This is a genomic window from Pseudonocardia sp. (assembly GCF_025465255.1).
GTDB lineage: Bacteria > Actinomycetota > Actinomycetes > Mycobacteriales > Pseudonocardiaceae > Pseudonocardia.
Genome location: NZ_JAODNI010000177.1, coordinates 1 through 17899 on the forward strand (window position 1 = coordinate 1; position 17899 = coordinate 17899).

17 protein-coding genes and 1 pseudogene are annotated in these 17899 nt (G+C 70.1%); 12 read left to right on the forward strand and 6 right to left on the reverse strand.

Annotation, left to right across the window (positions count from 1 at the left end; genetic code table 11):
• Positions 1-296: 296 nt before the first annotated feature.
• The 8 genes and pseudogenes from JWP64_RS21425 to JWP64_RS21460 all read left to right on the forward strand — a co-directional run bounded on the left by JWP64_RS21425 (position 297) and on the right by JWP64_RS21460 (position 8362).
• Positions 297-1157 carry a helix-turn-helix transcriptional regulator gene (locus JWP64_RS21425; protein WP_297499961.1) on the forward strand — a complete coding sequence of 287 codons (861 nt, stop codon included), beginning with the start codon at positions 297-299 and terminating at the stop codon, positions 1155-1157.
• A 226-nt stretch (positions 1158-1383) separates the two neighbouring features.
• Positions 1384-1581: a DUF397 domain-containing protein gene (locus tag JWP64_RS21430; RefSeq protein ID WP_297499932.1), complete on the forward strand. Its 198-nt coding sequence runs from the start codon at positions 1384-1386 to the stop codon at positions 1579-1581.
• A 166-nt stretch (positions 1582-1747) separates the two neighbouring features.
• A pseudogene (locus JWP64_RS21435) lies at positions 1748-1921 on the forward strand (DUF397 domain-containing protein); the annotation flags it as partial.
• A 666-nt stretch (positions 1922-2587) separates the two neighbouring features.
• A complete protein-coding gene (locus JWP64_RS21440) occupies positions 2588-4258 on the forward strand; it encodes an ABC transporter substrate-binding protein (protein ID WP_297499934.1) in 1671 nt (556 codons plus the stop codon).
• An 87-nt stretch (positions 4259-4345) separates the two neighbouring features.
• Complete coding sequence (locus JWP64_RS21445) at positions 4346-5350, forward strand: ABC transporter permease (RefSeq protein ID WP_297499936.1); 1005 nt, start codon at positions 4346-4348, stop codon at positions 5348-5350.
• Positions 5350-6273: an ABC transporter permease gene (locus JWP64_RS21450; RefSeq protein ID WP_297499938.1), complete on the forward strand. Its 924-nt coding sequence runs from the start codon at positions 5350-5352 to the stop codon at positions 6271-6273. Before JWP64_RS21445 ends, JWP64_RS21450 begins: the two co-directional genes overlap by 1 nt.
• On the forward strand, positions 6273-7253 hold the full coding sequence (locus JWP64_RS21455) for an ABC transporter ATP-binding protein (RefSeq protein WP_297499940.1): 981 nt from the start codon (positions 6273-6275) through the stop codon (positions 7251-7253). The genes JWP64_RS21450 and JWP64_RS21455 overlap by 1 nt, the downstream gene beginning before the upstream one ends.
• A complete protein-coding gene (locus JWP64_RS21460) occupies positions 7253-8362 on the forward strand; it encodes an ABC transporter ATP-binding protein (RefSeq protein WP_297499942.1) in 1110 nt (369 codons plus the stop codon). The genes JWP64_RS21455 and JWP64_RS21460 overlap by 1 nt, the downstream gene beginning before the upstream one ends.
• 16 nt (positions 8363-8378) lie before the next feature.
• On the opposite strand, the gene JWP64_RS21465 is transcribed toward JWP64_RS21460, so the two are convergent.
• Positions 8379-8990 carry a VTT domain-containing protein gene (locus JWP64_RS21465; protein ID WP_297499943.1) on the reverse strand — a complete coding sequence of 204 codons (612 nt, stop codon included), beginning with the start codon at positions 8988-8990 and terminating at the stop codon, positions 8379-8381.
• A gap of 184 nt (positions 8991-9174) precedes the next feature.
• Positions 9175-10971: a 2-isopropylmalate synthase gene (leuA, locus tag JWP64_RS21470; protein WP_297499945.1), complete on the reverse strand. Its 1797-nt coding sequence runs from the start codon at positions 10969-10971 to the stop codon at positions 9175-9177.
• A gap of 271 nt (positions 10972-11242) precedes the next feature.
• Between leuA and JWP64_RS21475 the strand changes: the two genes are divergently transcribed.
• A complete protein-coding gene (locus JWP64_RS21475) occupies positions 11243-11545 on the forward strand; it encodes a hypothetical protein (protein WP_297499947.1) in 303 nt (100 codons plus the stop codon).
• Positions 11546-11639: 94 nt separating this feature from the next.
• Here the strand turns inward: JWP64_RS21475 and JWP64_RS21480 are convergent, their stop codons facing one another.
• Both JWP64_RS21480 and JWP64_RS21485 read right to left on the reverse strand, forming a co-directional pair.
• The gene (locus tag JWP64_RS21480) at positions 11640-11819 is read right to left on the reverse strand and encodes a zinc transporter Slc39a7 (protein ID WP_297499949.1); all 180 of its coding nucleotides are present in this window, start codon (positions 11817-11819) and stop codon (positions 11640-11642) included.
• 115 nt (positions 11820-11934) lie between these two features.
• Positions 11935-13113, reverse strand: a complete 1179-nt coding sequence (locus tag JWP64_RS21485) for a hypothetical protein (RefSeq protein ID WP_297499951.1) — start codon at positions 13111-13113, stop codon at positions 11935-11937.
• A 232-nt stretch (positions 13114-13345) separates the two neighbouring features.
• Between JWP64_RS21485 and JWP64_RS21490 the strand changes: the two genes are divergently transcribed.
• The 3 genes from JWP64_RS21490 (at position 13346) to JWP64_RS21500 (ending at position 16390) form a co-directional block, all read left to right on the forward strand.
• Positions 13346-14611 (forward strand): aspartate kinase, encoded by a 1266-nt coding sequence (locus JWP64_RS21490; RefSeq protein ID WP_297499963.1) that lies wholly within the window; start codon positions 13346-13348, stop codon positions 14609-14611.
• A 77-nt stretch (positions 14612-14688) separates the two neighbouring features.
• Positions 14689-15750, forward strand: a complete 1062-nt coding sequence (locus JWP64_RS21495; RefSeq protein ID WP_297499953.1) for an aspartate-semialdehyde dehydrogenase — start codon at positions 14689-14691, stop codon at positions 15748-15750.
• A 100-nt stretch (positions 15751-15850) separates the two neighbouring features.
• Positions 15851-16390 (forward strand): carbonic anhydrase, encoded by a 540-nt coding sequence (locus tag JWP64_RS21500; RefSeq protein WP_297499955.1) that lies wholly within the window; start codon positions 15851-15853, stop codon positions 16388-16390.
• Here JWP64_RS21500 and JWP64_RS21505 read toward each other — a convergent pair.
• Positions 16368-17378 (reverse strand): endonuclease/exonuclease/phosphatase family protein, encoded by a 1011-nt coding sequence (locus JWP64_RS21505; protein WP_297499957.1) that lies wholly within the window; start codon positions 17376-17378, stop codon positions 16368-16370. The two genes, JWP64_RS21500 and JWP64_RS21505, sit on opposite strands and share 23 nt — an antisense overlap.
• A 16-nt stretch (positions 17379-17394) precedes the next feature.
• A complete protein-coding gene (locus tag JWP64_RS21510) occupies positions 17395-17748 on the reverse strand; it encodes a hypothetical protein (protein ID WP_297499959.1) in 354 nt (117 codons plus the stop codon).
• Between the last annotated feature and the right edge of the window lie 151 nt (positions 17749-17899).

Sequence of the window (17899 nt, forward strand, 5' to 3'; positions counted from 1 at the left end):
CCTCCTTCAGGAGGTGACGCCGGCCGGCGGTGGCCGTACAGGCGTCGTTGCACCAGCGTCTTGCACCATGCAATGTCATGGGCTACGTTCGGTCGCTGTCCCGAAGTGACGCGGGATGGCCACCTTCGCCCGTCGGATCCGTCCACTCGAGGACGTATTCGACCCAGATTTCCGACGATCAGCGGTCCGCCGGATGGCCCTGCTCTCGCCTTGCCGTCTCGTCCCGCAGGTGAATGATGCATTGACACGGTGCAATTGCACAAGGGGAAGCGATGAGTTCCAGTCAGGGTCCGACGATGTCGCGACGGCGCCTGGGGAGTGAGTTGCGCCGGTTTCGTGAGGAAGCCGGCATGACCCTGGAGCAGGCGGGCAGCGCCCTTGAATGCTCCGTATCGAAAATCTCACGGCTGGAAACGGGAAAGGGTCTTCCGAAGCAGCGTGATGTCCGTGACCTCGTCCGGCTCTACGGTAAGGAAGCCGAGCAGGGCCTGGAGCGCCTACTGAGGTGGGCTCGCGACGGTGCGCGGTCGGGCTGGTGGCAGGAGTACACGCCCCTCTTGACGGCTGAACCGTTCGTCTTCGACGGTGTCGACCGATATGTGGCTCTCGAGTCCGACGCCTCGACGATCCGATGCTTCGACATGTCGGCGTTCCATGGCCTCCTGCAGCAGGCCGACTACGCAAGGATGATCTTGAATGAGGTCCTTCCGGTACATTCGAAGTCGGAGATCGACAGGTTGCTGGAGTTCCGCATGCGGCGACAGGAGGTGCTGAGTCGCAACGAAGCTCCACTTCGGGTCGAGTCGGTGATCGACCAATGCGTGATCGATCGCATGATGGGCACGGACTCAAGAACTGCGAGGAAGCAGTTGGCTCACGTCGTCGAGTTGGCCGGATTGTCAAATATTTCGATCCAGATTTTGCCCTACTCTAGTGGATTCGTGCGAGCGTGCCAGGGGTCGTTTCTCGTGCTTGAGTTCGCCGAAAGTCTCGACCAGGATGTTGTCTTCGTGGAGAATCAGGCGGGTACCTCCTACTTGGAGGGCGACTTCGGGGTCGGGACATTCCGAACTATCTTCGAGGGTGCTCGGTCGAAGGCGATCGGCGCACTGGAGTCTCGCGACCTATTAGTGAGCGCCTTGGCGCGTCTCAGCTGATCAGACCGACGTAGGGTGGGGCGGACCGCCTCGAAGCTGTGTCCGCGCGACCGGATGTGTGGCGCAGGCGACGCGTCCGTTCGTCTACTGTGGTGCGCCGTTCGCCGATACCGCAGACGCCATCGAGGGATTCTGCGGCGTGTCTCGGTAACCAAACGGCCCCCCTCGCCCTAATCACACCGAGCGAGGTCAGAACCTCTGACCGCGGACAGGTGCGGAGGAATGGGTGAAGGATAGCCTGGGAGCGGCGTTTCGGCGCAGTTCCAGCTGCTCAGTCGGAACGTGTGTCGAGGTTGCCCGTTCAGTGCGAGACGTAATTCTCGTTCGGGATTCCAAGGACACGACAAGGGCGCCGTTGAGTTTCACGAAAGGCGAGTGGATTGCCTTTGTGGAAGGCGTGAAAAATGGTGAGTTCGACCTCTAGCGGGACTAAGTCGTCGCTCAGGCTCCCCCGTAGGGCTTATGAGCCGCATCTCGGCGTCTGCGTGGAGTGACGCGCTGGTTTCTCCACGGCATCCTCGTGCATGATGGGTGCAGAGAGGTGAGGCGTAGCGTGGGCAACTGATGGCGGAAAGTTCTTCCGTAGGAGCAGCTTCTGTTCGCTCGGTGGCGGCGTCGAGGTGGCCGAGGGCCCTCGAGGGGAGTTCTCCGTTAGATCCACTCGGAATACGGCGGTTGAACTGCGTCCCACTCGGCAGGAGTGGGCGGACTTCGTGGCCGGAGTGAAGGCAGGGGAGTTCGACATGGCAGACGAAGATCGCTAGCTCAGCTGTCCGGCCGCCACGTCACGTGCCGGCCGGGCCGCACGCGGGCGAGGTACACCAGGTCGGCGCCGGTTACGCCTCCGGTGAGCGACTTGCGGTGGCTCGAGCTGCCTGTGCCGCAACCCTGGCTTCAGGGGCTACCAGTCGGTAGATCTCGCCCATACCGTCGGCGGTCCTACTGACGCACTCCCACTCGGGGCGCTGCAGTCAGGCAACAATGGTCCGAGCAGGGGCTGCCGGCCTCATTCCGGCCGAGTGGCGCGCATTCCTTCTCGGGATAAGGGCGACGAGTTCGACCTGCAGGTCCTCCGGCCCCCCGGCGATCATGGCCGTTCGGTCGTCCCGCTCGGCTGATCATGGGCATGAGGTCGTGGTTCGAAACCCTGACGCAACCTTCTGCCCGTGATCGACGGCAGCGCGAAGCGCGCCCAATTATCGATGCGGAGGTTCCGGCTGGCCGCGGTCACGCGGAGTTGTCGGAAGAGCGCGCCATGAGGCTCCACGGCGCCTCGACCGAGGGTGTCGGTTACGCCCCGGTGTGCGACTTGAGGTGGATTTGAGCTGCCTGTGCCTCAACTGTGACTTCAAGGCCTACCGATCGGTAGATCTCGCCGATACCGTCTGCGATCACCCTGACGCACTCCCGACGATCTCGAGGTGCCCGCAATGCCCACCACCAGACGCCTGGCCGCTGTCATCGCGGCCGGCGCCCTAGTCGTCTCCCTCGCCGCGTGCGCGAACTCCGAGCGTGACGGCGGCGCCGCCGGCTCCGCAGGAGCCACCGGCGGGACGATGGTCTTCGGCGCCGCGGGCGCCCCGAAGAACTTCGACCCGATCTTCAACGACGACGGCGAGAGCTTCCGTCCGATCCGGCAGATGTACGACACGTTGATCACGTACAAGCCGGGCACCACCGAGCTCGCGCCCGGTCTGGCGACCGAGTGGTCGTCCTCCCCGGACGGCAAGGTGTGGACGTTCAAGATCCGGCAGAACGTCAAGTTCAGCGACGGCACGGCGCTCGACGCCGCGGCGGTGTGCGCGAACTTCGACCGCTGGTTCAACATGAGCGGCGCCGCGGCGCAGAGCCAGATGATCTACTACGGCGACGTCTTCGAGGGCTTCAAGACCAATGCCGGTGACGCCACGGGCGAGCCGGTCTACAACAACTGCGCCGCGCAGGACGCGGGTACCGCGGTGATGACCCTCAACAAGTACAAGGGTGCCTTCCCCGCGGCGTTCGGCCTCACCGCATTCTCGATCTCGAGCCCGACGGCGCTGAAGCAGTACGACGCGGACAACGTCTCCCAGAGCGGCGACTCGTTCAGCTACCCGGCTTACGCGACGGACCACCCGACGGGCACCGGCGCGTTCAAGTTCGCGAGCTTCGACAAGGCCGCCGGCACCATCACCCTCGTCCGCAACGACGACTACTGGGGCGAGAAGGCCAAGCTCGACAAGCTGATCTTCCGGGTCATCCCGGACGAGAACGCGCGCAAGCAGGAGCTGGCAGCCGGCACGATCGACGGCTACGACCTGCCCTCCCCGGCGGACTACGCGACGTTGAAGGAGGGCGGGAACCAGGTTCTCATCCGCCAGCCGTTCAACGTGCTCTACATGGGCATCAACACCAAGAACAACCCGGCGCTCAAGGACATCCGGGTCCGGCAGGCACTCGCCTACGCGATCAACCGCGACGCCCTGGTGAAGAACAAGCTGCCCGAGGGCGCCGAGGTGGCCAAGGAGTTCATGCCCAGCACGGTCGCGGGCTACGCGGGCGACGTGCAGGAGTACCCGTACGACCCGGCGAAGGCCAAGCAGCTGCTCGCCGAGGCCGGCGCGTCGAACCTGACGCTGAACTTCTACTATCCGACCGAGGTCTCCCGGCCGTACATGCCGAACCCGACGGACCTGTTCTCGGTGATCGCCGAGGACCTGAAGCAGGCCGGCATCACGATCAACCCGGTGCCGCGGCCGTGGAACGGCGGCTTCAAGGACGACGTCCAGAAGGCCGGCAAGCACGACCTGCACCTGCTCGGCTGGACCGGCGACTACAACGACGCCGGCAACTTCGTCGGCACGTTCTTCGGCCGTGAGAAGGCGGAGTTCGGCGCGGAGGACCCGGCCATGTACGCGGCCCTCGCCGCGGCCGATGCCCAGCCGGACCCCGCGGCCCACGCCGCGGCGTACGAGCAGGTCAACCGGGACATCATGGCCAAGTATCTGCCGGCCATCCCGATCAGCAGCTCGCCGCCGGCGATCGTGGTGCGGGCCAACATCCAGGGCCTGGTTCCCTCGCCCCTGACCGACGAGCGGTTCTACTCGGTCAGCAAGAGCTGACGAACCGACGACGGGTGGTGCCGGCTCCTCGGGGGGCCGGCACCGCCGGTCGTCGTCGACCTACGCTCCTGCTCGGGAGAGAGATCAATGCTGCGCTTCATCGTGCGGCGGCTCCTCCAGGTCGTGCCCACCCTCTTCGTGCTCTCCGTCCTGCTCTTCGCCTGGCTGCGCCTGCTGCCCGGCGGACCTGCGGCGGCGCTGCTCGGGGACAAGGCCACGCCGGAGAAGATCGCCGAGCTCAACCGGGTACTCGGCCTCGACCAGCCGATCCCGCTCCAGTACCTGCGCTACCTCGGCCGCTCGCTCACCGGCGACTTCGGCAACTCGCTGATCAGCGGTGACCCCGTGATCTCCGAGATCGGTCGTGCCCTGCCGGCGACGCTGGAGCTCTCCGTCGCCGCCCTGCTCCTCGCGGTCGTGCTCGGCATCCCGCTGGGCTACGTCGCCGCGCGCTACCGCGGCCGCCCGCTGGACACGACGACGGTGATCGGGACCCTCGTCGGCGTCGCGGTCCCCGTGTTCTTCCTCGGCTTCCTGCTCAAGCAGTGGTTCGCCGTCGACCTCGGCTGGTTCCCGCCCTCGGGCCGTCAGTCCGTCTCCATCGATGCCACGAAGGTCACAGGGCTGGCCGTCCTCGACGGGCTGCTGACCCGCGAGTTCGACGCCAGCTGGGACGCCCTCGTCCACCTGGTCCTGCCGGCGATCGCGCTGGCGACGATCCCGCTCGCGGTGATCACCCGGATCACCCGCGCCTCGGTCCTCGACGTCCTGGGCTCGGACTTCGTCCGGACGGCCAACTCCAAGGGCCTCGCCCCCGGGACGGTCCGCAGCCGGCACGTCCTGCGCAACGCGCTGCTCCCCGTCTCGACGACGATCGGCCTGCAGACCGGCCTGCTGCTCGGCGGCGCCGTGCTCACTGAGAAGGTGTTCGTCTGGGGCGGTCTCGGCACCCTCATCGCGGACGGCATCACGCGCCGCGACTACCCGCGCCTGCAGGCGATCGTGCTGCTCGGTGCGGCCGTGTACGTGCTGGTGAACCTGCTCGTCGACCTCTCGTACGCGCTCATCGACCCCCGGGTGAGGTTGCGCTGATGGTCACCACCTGGGCCAACCGCCGGCGCACCCGGATCGACGACCTCGCCACCGGGCGCAGCCTCGGCGCGGACGCGCTCGTGCGGCTGCGGCGCAACCCCGTCGCGATCGTCGGCGCGGTGATCATCGCGCTGTTCATCCTGGTCTCGATCTTCGCGCCGTGGATCGCGCCGCACGACGCGTCGCAGGCCTTCCCCGAACTGCAGGAGGGGCTGCGGCCCGACGTCATCCCGGGCGCGCAGCCCGGCTTCCCGCTGGGCAGCGACCAGAACGGCCGAGACTTCTTCTCCCGGATGATCCTGGCGTCCCGGCAGACCCTGCTCGTCGGCGTGTTCGCCACGGTGATCGGGCTGATCTTCGGGGTCCTGATCGGGGTGCTGGCCGGCGCCTTCGGCGGCTGGGTCGACACCCTGCTCATGCGCTTCACGGACGTCCTGCTGTCCATCCCGTCGCTGCTGCTCGCGATCTCGATCGCGGCGCTGGCCGCCAGACCCAGCCAGACGACGGTGATCATCGCCGTGGCGATCGTCGGCGTGCCGATCTTCGCCCGGCTGCTGCGCGGCTCGATGCTCGCCCAGCGCGACAGCGACCACGTGACGGCCGCGACCGCGCTCGGCGTCAAGCGCCGCGCGATCGTGCTGCGGCACATGGTGCCCAACGCGATCGGGCCGGTGATCGTGCAGGCCACCCTGACCCTGGCCACCGCCATCCTCGACGCCGCCGCGCTGTCCTTCCTCGGGCTCGGCGACGGCGACCCGGCCCGTGCCGAATGGGGGCTCATGCTCGCCAACGCCCAGGCCTACCTCGACGTCCGCCCGGCGCTCGCGTTCTACCCGGCGATCGCGATCATCCTGGTCGCGCTCGGGTTCACGCTGCTCGGCGAGGCGTTGCGCGAGGCGCTCGACCCGAAGGGGCGTCGCTGATGACCACACCGTTGCTGGAGGTCGAGGACCTCGGCGTCGCGTTCACCCGCAAGGGCGAGCCGGACTCCGTCGCCGTCGACGGCGTGAGCTTCGACGTGCAGCCCGGCGAGGTCGTCGGGCTGGTGGGGGAGTCCGGCTGCGGCAAGTCCGTCACCTCCCTCGCGATCATGCGACTGCTGCCCGAGCGGGGCGTGCGGGTGTCCGGGTCGGCGCGGATGGAGGGCACGGACCTGCTGACGCTGTCGGACTCGGCCATGCGCGAGAAGCGCGGCCGGGACCTGAGCATGGTCTTCCAGGACCCGCTGTCGTCGCTCAACCCGGTGATCGAGATCGGGTTGCAGGTGACCGAGGTGCTCAAGCGGCACCGCGGGATGAAGTCCGACGCCGCCCGCCGGGAGGCCGCCGAGCTGCTCGAACGCGTCGGCATCCCGGACCCGCGGCGCCGGCTGGACTCCTACCCGCACCAGATGTCCGGCGGCATGCGGCAGCGCGTCATGATCGCGATCGCCCTGGCCTGCCGGCCCCGGCTGCTGATCGCCGACGAGCCGACGACCGCGCTCGACGTCACGATCCAGGCGCAGATCCTGGAGCTGCTCAAGGAACTGGTGGCGGACAGCGGGACCGCACTCGTCATGATCACGCACGACCTCGGCGTCGTCGCGGGGCTCTGCGACCGGGTCAACGTGCTCTACGGCGGCCGGATCGTGGAGCGCGCGGAGCGGCACCGGCTGTTCGCGAAACCGCGGCACCCGTACACGTACGGACTGCTCGGCTCGATCCCGCGGCTCGACGCCCCACCCGGTGAGGACCTGAACGCCATCCGCGGTTCGGTCAACGACAACCTGCCCTGGGCGAGCGCCTGCGCGTTCGCGCCCCGGTGCCCTCGGGCGCTGGAGAAGTGCACCGAGATCACCCCGGCCCCCGAACTCGTCGGCGGCCGGTTCCTGCGGTGCCACAACCCCGTTCCGGCGGAGGCCTGATGACCGAGAACCTGCTGGAGGTGGACGACCTCGCCGTCCACTTCCCGATCACCCGCGGCGTGGTGCTGAACAAGACCGTCGGGCACGTCTACGCGGTCGACGGCGTCTCGCTGACGATCCGGCGCGGCGAGACGTACGGCCTGGTCGGGGAGTCCGGCTGCGGCAAGTCGACGCTGGGCCGGGCGATCCTGCGGCTCACGGACCTGACCCGGGGGGCCGTCCGGTTCGACGGTCAGGACGTCGCCGGGCTGAAGGGGGAGGAGCTGCGCAGGGCGCGGCGCCGCTTCCAGATGGTGTTCCAGGACCCGATGTCCAGCCTGGACCCGCGGCAGTCCGTCGAGTCCCTGCTCATCGAGGGCATGAAGGCGCACGGGCTCAGCAAGGGACCCGAGGCGGACCACGCGCGGCTGCGCGAGCTCGTCGACGCCGTCGGACTGCCGGCGGGAGCGCTGCGGCGCTACCCGCACGAGTTCTCCGGCGGGCAGCGCCAGCGGATCGGGATCGCGCGGGCGCTGTGCGTGGAGCCGGACCTGATCGTCGCGGACGAGCCGGTGTCCGCGCTCGACGTGTCCGTGCAGGCCCAGGTGCTCAACCTGCTGTCCCGGCTGCAGCGCGAGCTCGGGCTGACGTACCTGGTCATCGCGCACGACCTCGCCGTCGTAAGGCACGTGAGCGACCGGGTCGGTGTCATGTACCTGGGCGGGATCGTGGAGGAGGCGCCGGCGACGGACCTCTACGCGGACCCGCAGCACCCGTACACGCGGGCGCTGCTGTCCGCGGTCCCGGTGCCGGACCCGGAGCTGGAGGATCGCCGCGAGCGGATCCTGCTCACCGGGGACCTGCCATCACCGGCCGCGCCGCCCGCCGGGTGTCGCTTCCACACGCGGTGCCCGTGGCGGCAGCCGGAGCGCTGCGACACCGAACGCCCGGAGCTGCGGCAGCTCGACGGCGCGGTCGAGGGGCATCGGGTCGCCTGCCACTACGCGGAGGCCATCCGGGAGGGCCGGCTGGCCCGGCACACCGTCGAGCCGCAGTCGTTCGAGGTGGACGGCCCGTCGAGTGCGCCGCCGGAGCACGCGGCGTCGGTCAACGAGATCCTCGGGATGTAGCCCGTCGGGGACGGGGTCAGGCGGCCCTCTCGGCGGCCACGACCTCGTCCTCGGCCGGCTCGGCTTCGGGCGCGACGCCGCAGGCCCGGGTGATCCGGCGCTTGGCCAGCAGCCCGACGACCAGGGCCGCCGGGAGCGCGATCGCGATCCCGACCCACGGGTTCCCGGCCAACGCGCCGCCCAGGTAGCCGAGGCCGAGATAGACCGCCGACCAGAGGGTCGCGCCGATCGTCGAGGCGAGCAGCACGCCGCGCACCCGCATACCGAGCGCGCCGCACAGGATCGTCGACGCGACGACGCCGAACGGCACGAAGTAGGACGGGGCGATCACCATCGGTCCGACGGCGACGAGCCGGGACTCGATCCACGACACCGCCCTGGCCCCGGCAGGCCGCCGGGTGAGGCGGCGCAGCAGCCGGGGCCCGGCGAGGCGGCCGAGGAAGTACTTGGCCATGTCGCTGACCAGCGAACCCGCGGCCGCGGCCGCGACGGCCAACGGGAGGAAGAGGGCTCCGGTCCCGGCGAACGAGCCCGCGGCCAGCAGCACGGGCTCCGCGGGCGCGAACGGGATGGCGGACCACCCCAGCAGGAACAGGTAGGCGGCGAGCGGGGCCACGGGTAACGGCACGATCACGACGGTACCGATCGGGTGTGTCGTGAGCGTGACGTGGTCCGCCGGGACGGGGGTCACCCGTCCGGGGTGGACAGCCCGGACCCCGCACGCCGTCCCCCCGACGAGCATCATTGGTGCAGCTCATCGGGGGTCGTGCGCGTGGAACCTCGCTAGAGCGAGGTTTCCCGCGCACAGGTCGTCAGCGCATGGCGCGGTTCACGGCCGAGACGACGGCCTTGAGGGTCGCGGAGACGATCGAGGAGTCGATCCCGACGCCCCAGAGGACGGTGTCCTCCACGGCGCACTCGACGTAGGCCGCTGCGCGGGCGTCGTCGCCGCCGCCCATCGCGTGCTCCTGGTAGTCGAGCACGCGTACGTCGAAGCCGATGCCGGCCAGGGCGTCCACGAACGCGGCGAGCGGGCCGTTGCCACTGCCGCGGATCTCGTGCAGGTCGGACTCCACGCGCACGGTCGCGACGATCTCGTCCCGGCCCTCGCCGTCGCTGGTCAGCCGGTGCCGGATCAGCCGCAGCGGCGTCTCCCGCTGCAGGTACTCGGTCTCGAAGACGTCCCGCATCTCCTTGGGGGACACCTCGCCGCCCTCGGTGTCCGTGACCTCCTGGACGACCTTCGAGAACTCCATCTGCAGCCGACGCGGCATGTCCAGCTGGTGCTCGGTCTTCATGATGTAGGCGACGCCGCCCTTGCCGGACTGCGAGTTCACCCGAATCACGGCCTCGTAGGTGCGGCCGATGTCCTTGGGGTCCACGGGCAGGTACGGGACCTCCCACGGCATCTCGTCCACCTCGACGCCGGCCTCGACCGCGTCGGCCTTCATGGCGTCGAAGCCCTTGTTGATCGCGTCCTGTTGGCTGCCGGAGAACGCGGTGTAGACCAGGTCGCCGCCCCACGGGTGGCGCTCGCCGACGGGCAGCTGGTTGCAGTACTCGACGGTACGGCGGATCTCGTCGATGTCCGAGAAGTCGATCTGCGGGTCGACGCCCTGGGTGAACAGGTTCATCCCCAGGGTCACCAGATCGACGTTGCCGGTGCGCTCGCCGTTGCCGAACAGGCAGCCCTCGATGCGGTCCGCGCCGGCCTGGTAGCCCAGCTCGGCGGCGGCGACGCCGGTGCCCCGGTCGTTGTGCGGGTGCAGGCTCAGCAGGATGCCGTCCCGGCGCGCCAGGTTGCGGTGCATCCACTCGATGGAGTCCGCGTAGACGTTCGGGGTGGCCATCTCGACGGTCGCCGGCAGGTTGACGATCATCGGGTGCGCGGCGGTGGGCTGCCAGATCTCGCTGACGGCGTTGCAGACCTCGACGGCGTACTGCAGCTCGGTGCCGGTGTAGGACTCCGGGGAGTACTCGAAGCGCCAGTCCGTGCCCGGGAACTTCTCGCTGAACCGCAGGACGTTCTCGGCGCCGTCGGTCGCGATCTTGGCGATGCCGGGGCGGTCCGAGCGGAAGACCACGCGGCGCTGCAGGATCGACGTCGAGTTGTACAGGTGGACGATCGCGCGGGGCGCGCCCTCGCAGGCCTGGAAGGTGCGCTCGATCAGCTCGGGCCGCGCCTGGGTCAGCACCTGGATGCTGACGTCGTCCGGGATGGCGCCCTGCTCGATGATCTCGCGGACGAAGTCGAAGTCCGTCTGGCTCGCGGCCGGGAAGCCGACCTCGATCTCCTTGTAGCCCATCCGGACCAGCAGGTCGAACATCCGGCGCTTGCGGGTCGGGCTCATCGGGTCGATCAGCGCCTGGTTGCCGTCCCGCAGGTCGACCGCGCACCACAGGGGCGCCTTGGTGATGCGGACGTCCGGCCAGGTGCGGTCGGGCAGGGATACCGGCTCGACGAGCTCGTGGAACGGCTTGTACCGGCCGAACGGCATGTCCGAGCCCCGCTGGGTGTTCCACGCCGCCTGGTCGGCAGGAGCGGGCCTGGACGGCGTGCGCAGCTTGCTGGTGTGCGAGACGGTGTAGGCGTCCGGGGTCGTGCTCACGGAAGTGGTGCTCCTTCGGGGTTCGAACCGGTTGACGACCGGCGAACACGCCGAAACCCGCGACGAGGGGCCGGTCGGTCAGACCCCGCCGCGGCAACGAAGAAGCAGGCGCGCCACGATCCGAGACTAACCCCACCACCCCGTCCGGAGGCAACCCGGGGGCGGGGTCGAGTGACCGGGGCGACGCGACACACCCGATCGGGGTAACGGCGGGTACGTCCTCGGGGCCGGTGTTCGTGACAGGATGACTGTCGCGATCCGGGGAGGACACATGGCTGTGGGAACCACGGTGCGGAGGGGTGCGGGACTGCTCGCCTCCGTGTTGAGACTGATCGGCACGCTCATCGCCGCGGTGTTGGTGATCCACATCGCGCTGACACTGCTGGACGCGAATCCCGCCAACTTCCTGACGCAGTTCTTCGCCGACGCGGCGGACTACTTCAACCTCGGCCTGGGGAATCTCTTCCTCCCCGAGGAGCCCAAGCTGGCGGTCACCCTGAACTACGGGACCGCCGCGATCATCTGGATGATCATCACGGCGGTCGTCGTCCGCCTGGTCCGCCGCATCGGCTGAGCCTGCTCTCGTCCCCCACGCGCGTCATGGAGCCATGACGCGCTCTTCCGGGCTTCCAGATCGCGTCATGGAGCCAGAACGCGCTTCAGGCGGCTTAGTGCGCGTGGTCGTGGACCTGCTCCGCGGCGGTGTCGTGCACGTGCGTGTGCTCGTGCGTCTCGCCGTCGTGGGCGTGGCTGTGGGCGTGCTCGGTGTGGCTGTGGTCGTGCTCGACGTGCGCGTGGGTGTGCGTGGCGTCGGCGTGGCTGTGCTCGTGGGTGTGGACATCGCTCATGGGGTCGACGCTAGGGCCTCCGACGGCGTCGCGGAACGGTTCCCGCACTGACGCCGCGACATTCCTGTTGCCCCCTCCCGGCAACCGCCAGGAACACGTCTTCGCACCTCAAGGGCTAGATCGCGTACGGCCAGCCGGTCAGCGCGTAGGCCCCGAACCACGCCGAGGCCACGACGGCCGCGACGAGGACGGACGTCGTCGTCCCCGGTCGGCGGCGGGCCAGCCCCAGCGCCATCGGCAGCAGCAGCGTGAACGCCGGTAGCAGCAGCCGGATCTTGGAGTTCATGAGCCCGTTGCTGCCCACGTCCATCACCAGGACGACGGCCGCGTAGGCCAGCAGCGGCCACGGGAGCCTCATTCGGACGCCGACGACCAGCAGCACCAGCCCGCCGAGCAGCACCCCGAGCGTCGCGACCTCCAGCACGGACCGTCCGCTCGCCAGGATCTCGCGGGCGAACGACACCGTGGCCGCGCCGCCGTCGAAGTGCGACCCCCAACCGCGCTCCTGCAGGTCGAACCAGCCCGTCACCGAGCCCGTGCAGGTGCCGACCCAGCCGAGGTAGCCGAGCAGGCCGAGCGGGGCGAGCAGGCCGCCCACCCAGGGCCGCCAGCCGTCCCGGCGGGCGAGCGCCGCGAGCAGCGCCGCTCCCCCGACCGCGACGACGAGGCCGGCGGCCGTGGGCCGGACCAGCCCGGCGACCGCGGTGAGCAGCCCGGCGAGCAGCCACTGCCTGCGCAGCAGCGCGACGAGCGCCCAGGCCGCGACCGCGCAGAACAGCGCCTCGGAGTAGGTCATGGAGAAGACGACCGCCATCGGCGTCGCCGAGAACAGCGTCACCAGGACCAGCCCCACGCGCCGGGACCCGCCCGGCACGAGCTCCCCCAGCCGGGCGACGCCGTGGGCCGCCACCGCGCCGGCGAGCGTCGCGGCGAGCAGTCCGGCCTGGACCAGGGGCAACCCGGTGAGGAAGCGGACCGCGGTGACCGTGGCCGGGTAGCCGGGGAAGAACGCGAGCGGGGTCTCGGCGGAGCGCTCTCCGTAGGCGTCGGCCAGGCCCGCCGGCACGCCGTCGTAGCCGCCGCCCTGGGCGATGCCGAGGAACCACTGGCCGTCCCAGCTGCTCAGCTCGTCACTCAGCTGGACGTGCCGGGTCGTCGCGAGGATCGCGAGCACCGCGAGGCCCACCAGGCGGGCACCGAGGAAGATCGCCGCCGGGGCGACCGCCCAGCCGACGCGACGCCACGGGACGGGTCGTCGCCGTGGCGCGCCGTCGGAATCCCGGGTGAACGGCACCACATTCGTGGGAGGCTCGAGGAACACGGTTCTTCAGTCGCCCCCATCGGCATCTCGGCATCTCGGCTGCTCGGTAAACGTGACGGCGACCTCTGTGGCATCGGTCATTGAGGTTAACGGCGCAGCTCGCGGCCGGTAGTCTCGACTCCCGACCGATGCCCGGGGGACCAACCGAATCCCCGTGCGGGAAAGTGCGAAGGCGCCGAGACAGGTGCCGGAGAAGGAGGTCGGGGTGGCCCTCGTCGTGCAGAAGTACGGCGGATCCTCGGTGGAGAGCGCGGACCGGATCAAGAAGGTCGCCGAGCGGATCGTCCGGACCCGCAAAGAGGGTCACGACGTCGTGGTCGTCGTCTCCGCCATGGGAGACACGACCGACGAGCTGACCGACCTCGCCCAGCAGGTCTCGCCCGCGCCGCCCGCGCGAGAGATGGACATGCTGCTGACCGCGGGGGAGCGCATCTCGAACGCGCTCGTCGCGATGGCGATCCACTCGCTCGGCGCCGAGGCCCGCTCGTTCACCGGTTCCCAGGCCGGCATGCTCACCACCTCGAAGCACGGCGACGCGCGGATCGTGGAGGTGAACCCCTACCGGCTGCGCGAGGCGCTGGCCGAGGGGCACATCGTGCTCGTCGCCGGGTTCCAGGGGATGAGCGAGGACTCGAAGGACATCACCACGCTCGGCCGGGGTGGCTCGGACACGACGGCCGTCGCGCTCGCCGCGGCGCTCGAGGCGGACGTCTGCGAGATCTACACCGACGTGGACGGCATCTTCAGCGCGGATCCGCGCATCGTGCCGAAGGCCCAGCACCTGGACACGGTGACCTACGAGGAGATGCTCGAGATGGCGGCGTGCGGCGCGAAGGTGCTGCACCTGCGTGCCGTCGAGTACGCCCGCCGCTACAACGTCCCGCTGCGCGTCCGCAGCTCGTACAACGACAAGCCGGGCACGCTAGTCTCCGGCTCGATCGAGGAGATTCCGTTGGAGAACCCCATCATCACGGGGGTCGCGCACGACCGGTCCGAAGGCAAGATCACCGTCACCGGCGTGCCGGACACCCCCGGCATGGCGGCCCGGATCTTCCGCACGGTCGCCGACGCCGAGATCAACATCGACATGGTCCTGCAGAACATCTCGACGTCCAAGGTCGGCCGCACGGACATCACCTTCACCCTTCCCCGCTCGGACGGCCCCACTGCCGTCGCCGCGCTGGAGAAGGCCAAGGACCAGGTCGGGTTCGAGCAGCTGATCTACGACAACGAGGTCGGCAAGGTCTCGCTCGTCGGCGCCGGCATGCGCAACCACCCGGGCGTCACCGCGACGTTCTGCGAGGCGCTCTCGGACGCCGGGATCAACATCGAGACCATGAACACCTCAGAGATCCGGATCTCGGTGATCTGCCGCTCGGACCAGCTGGACGACGCGGTGCGCGCGCTGCACGAGGCGTTCGAGCTCGGCAGCGAGGAAGAGGCCGTCGTGGCGGCCGGGACGGGGCGATAGACCGTGAGCGAGCGTGCGAGCGAACCATTGGCACAGCGCCTGCGCGAAGCGCCGAGCTCGCGAAGCGAGGGATTGCGATGAGTGGACCCGTTCTGGCGATCGTCGGCGCGACCGGCGCCGTCGGCACCACCATGATCGAGATCATCGACGCCCGCGAGTCCGTGCCGTGGAGCGAGGTGCGGCTGGTCGCCTCCGCCCGCTCCGCCGGCAAGGTGCTCAAGGTCCGCGGCGAGGACGTCACCGTCCGGCTGCTCGAGCCCGAGGTGTTCGACGGGGTCGACATCGCGCTCTTCGACGTCCCGGACGAGATCAGCGCCGAGTGGGCGCCGATCGCCGCGTCCCGGGGCACCGTGGTCGTGGACAACTCCGGCGCGTTCCGGATGGACCCGGACGTCCCGCTGGTGGTGCCGGAGGTCAACGCCGACGCCGCCGCGAACCGGCCCAAGGGGATCGTCGCGAACCCCAACTGCACCACGCTGTCGATGATGGCCGCGATGGGCGCGCTGCACCGCGAGTTCGGGCTCGAGTCCCTGGTCGTGGCCTCGTACCAGGCCGCGTCCGGCGCCGGGCAGCCCGGCATCGACCGGTTGCAGGCCGAGCTGTCCGCCGTCGCGGGCAAGGACGTCGGCAAGCGTGCCGGGGACGTCGCGGAGGCGCTGTCGGAGGCCGGGCTGGGCACGGACTCGCCCTTCCCGGCGCCGCTCGCGCTGAACGTCGTGCCCTGGGCGGGCTCGCTCAAGGACGACGGCTGGTCGTCCGAGGAGCTCAAGGTGCGCAACGAGTCGCGCAAGATCCTGGGCATCCCGGACCTGAAGGTCTCCGCGACCTGCGTCCGGGTCCCGGTGGTCACCACGCACGCGCTCTCGGTCCACGCCACGTTCGGCCGCGAGGTCACGGTCGAGGCCGCGCACAAGGTGCTGGCCGCGCAGCCGACGATCGTCCTGCAGGACGATCCGGCCGCCGGCGAGTGGCCGACGCCGGCCGGAACGGTCGGCGGGGACCCGACGGCGGTCGGGCGGGTCCGGCAGGCGCTGGACTTCCCGAACACGCTCGACCTGTTCCTCTGCGGGGACAACCTGCGCAAGGGCGCCGCGCTCAACACCTACGAGATCGCGGAGACGATCGCGGACCAGATGTGACCGGGATCGACCGGGTGGCTCGGTGACGACCGGGTGACATCGCTCGCAGACGGGCCGTCGGGACTCCCGGCGGCCCGTTCCGCGTGGTTGGTTAGGTGTCGTGAGCAACGAGGAACTCCTGCGCCGGTACGAGGCCGGCGGCGGACACCTGGCTGCGGCGCGCGCCGACGGCCTGGCCGTGCCGCCGTCGCTGCGCACCGCCGTAGTGACCTGCATGGACTCCCGCATCGACGTCTTCGCCCTCTTCGGCATGAAGATCGGTGAGGTGCACGTCCTGCGCAACGCGGGCGGCGTCGTCACCGACGACGTGATCCGCTCGCTGACGATCAGCCAGCGCAAGCTGGACACCCGGGACGTGCTTCTCGTGCAGCACAGCGGATGTGGCCTCGCGACCTTCACCGACGAGGACTTCTCCGAGGCGCTCGCCGAGGAGACCGGGATGCGCCCGCCGTGGCGCACGCACGCGTTCCGGGACCCGAAGACGAGCGTCCGCCGGGACATCGCCCAGCTGCGCCACGACCCGTTCCTGCACCCCGACACCCGGGTCCGGGGCTTCGTGCTGGACATCGAGTCGTTCGCGCTGGACGAGGTGTTCGTCGGGGACGGGACGGACGAGGTCAAGGAACCCGCAGCGTCGTGAGGATCGGGCGGTGGTCGCTCCCGTCGACCTGCCGCACCTCGAACGACTCGGACACGATCCCCGTCGTCGCGAGCACGTGGTCGATCTGCGGGCCGATCCACTCCGGCGCCCAGGACGGCCACGTCCCGAGCAGTCCCTCGCCCCGCTGGGCGGCGGCGTCCCCGCAGCCCTGGGCGTCCTCGCGCAGCGGGGAGTGGTCGTAGGTGGCGTTGAAGTCCCCGGCGACGATCGTCGGGGGGCTCCCGCTGCACCAGTCCCGCAGGTGTGCGAGGTCCTCGGTCCACAGCCGCGTCGCACCCGGGGTGGGGGCGACCGCGTGGAAGCCGATGAAGCGCAGGGAGCCGAGCGCGCCGCCCGTCACCTCCATGTTGGTGAAGGCCTCGCCCCGGATGCCGCGCTTGATCGTCACGTCCCCCATGCGCTCGGAGACCGCGACGGTGACCCCGGCGACGTCGCCCTGGCGGGGGCCGACGGAGGCCTGGACCCGGTAGCCGAGGGGCGCGATCAGCGAGCCCAGCCGGGTGGCGAACCGCTGGCCCGCCTCCGGCATCGCCACCAGGTCCGGCTGCTCCTCGGCGATCAGCGCGGTCAGCTGCTCCAGGTCCGCGGAGCCCTCGAAGACATTGAAGGAGAGGACCTTCAGTGCGGTCCCGGTGGCCGGCACCGGTTCGGCGGTGGTGCGCGGCACCACCATCGCGACGCCGACGCCCAGGACGACGAGCAGCGCCGTCGGGATCGGCCAGGTCCAGCGCAGCTGCAGCGCGACCAGGGCGAGCACGACGATCACCACGGCCAGCGCGACGAGGAGCGCGGGCCGGAACGAGACGAGCTGGGCGAACGGGCTGAAGCGGTCCAGACCCACGAGGTCCGGGAGGATCGCGAGGGCGGTCGCGGAGGCCAGGACCACTGCGAAGACGAAGCGCCCGGCACCCGGACGCGGGCGGGTGGGAGGGGGCGCGGGGGAGGGGGGTTGCGACGGGGCGGTCATCGCGATCCAGTGTGCCCTATGCGGGATAGTAGATGTCACGGTCCGCGCCGCCACGGGTGACGACGAGGGCTGCGATCCCCGCCACGCCGACGCCCGTCGCGCCCACGAGCAGCAGGGCCGCCGCGGGCGACAGGGCGTCCACCGCCAGCCCGGTCAGCGGGGTCGCGAGCGCGGCCCCGAGGGTGATGGCGGAGCCGAGCAGCCCGGTGACCAGGCCGCGGACCCGCTCGGGCGCCGGCTCGGTGACGGCGGCGGTGCTCGCCGCCAGGGACGGGGCGCGGACAGCCCGGCCGGGACGAGCAGCAGGGCGGCGGCCGTGCATGAGCGCGGGCTTCGTGCCGTGCGGTTCTGGCCGGATGACGCAGAGCACCTCGCTGAGCGAATCATGGCCGCGCTCACTGAGGCGGCCGAGCAGGAACCGGAGGCGGAGAAGCGCGGCCGGCTGCGCCGTGCGGCAAGCAGCGTCGGCGAAGTGGGCCGCGACGTGTTCGCGGAGGTGCTCGCATCGGCAGGCCACGCCC